This window comes from Proteus hauseri (genome assembly GCF_040139125.1).
Lineage (GTDB): Bacteria > Pseudomonadota > Gammaproteobacteria > Enterobacterales > Enterobacteriaceae > Proteus > Proteus hauseri_B.
Genome location: NZ_JBEEUB010000032.1, coordinates 1 through 1,146 on the forward strand (window position 1 = coordinate 1; position 1,146 = coordinate 1,146).

Sequence of the window (1,146 nt, forward strand, 5' to 3'; positions counted from 1 at the left end):
AAAAAGGGCATCATTTGATGCCCTCTTCAAGCAATAAGTTAGAAATTAACTTAATACTTTAGCAACAACACCTGCACCTACTGTACGGCCACCTTCACGGATAGCGAAACGTAAACCGTCGTCCATCGCGATTGGGTGAATCAGGTCAACGATCATGTTGATGTTGTCACCTGGCATTACCATTTCTACGCCTTCTGGTAATTCGATAGTACCAGTTACGTCAGTTGTACGGAAGTAGAACTGTGGACGGTAACCTTTGAAGAATGGGGTGTGACGACCACCTTCATCTTTGCTCAGAATATAAACTTCTGATTCGAATTTAGTGTGTGGCTTGATTGAACCTGGTTTAGCCAGTACTTGTCCACGTTCGATTTCTTCACGTTTAGTACCACGCAGCAGAACACCAACGTTCTCACCAGCACGACCTTCGTCAAGTAATTTACGGAACATTTCAACGCCAGTACAAGTTGTTTTAACCGTTGCTTTGATACCAACGATTTCAACTTCTTCACCAACTTTAACGATACCACGTTCTACACGGCCTGTTACTACTGTACCACGACCAGAGATTGAGAATACGTCTTCGATTGGCAGCAGGAATGGTCTGTCAATTGCACGCTCTGGTTCTGGGATGTAAGAATCCAGTGCTTCTGCTAATTCAACAATTTTTGCTTCCCACTCAGCTTCGCCTTCCAGTGCTTTCAGCGCTGAACCACGGATTACTGGAGTGTCATCGCCTGGGAAATCGTACTGAGACAGAAGTTCACGAACTTCCATTTCTACTAATTCCAGCAGCTCTTCATCATCAACCATGTCACATTTGTTCAGGAATACGATGATGTAAGGAACACCAACCTGACGACCTAACAGGATGTGCTCACGAGTTTGTGGCATAGGACCATCTGTTGCAGCAACAACCAGAATAGCACCATCCATTTGCGCAGCACCAGTGATCATGTTTTTAACATAGTCGGCGTGACCTGGGCAGTCTACGTGTGCGTAGTGACGGCTTGGGGTGTCGTATTCTACGTGTGAAGTAGAGATGGTGATACCACGAGCTTTTTCTTCTGGTGCGTTATCGATTTGATCGAACGCACGAGCAGCACCGCCGTAGGTTTTAGCCAGAACGGTAGTGATTGCAGCAGT

Annotated in this window: 1 protein-coding gene; it reads right to left on the minus strand. The window is 45.9% G+C overall.

Translation table 11 applies throughout. The features are described from left to right. Nucleotides 1-45: 45 nt before the first annotated feature. Nucleotides 46-1,146 (minus strand): elongation factor Tu (tuf, locus tag ABN099_RS18990; protein ID WP_349465933.1); only part of this gene is annotated, 1,101 nt, incomplete at its 5' end.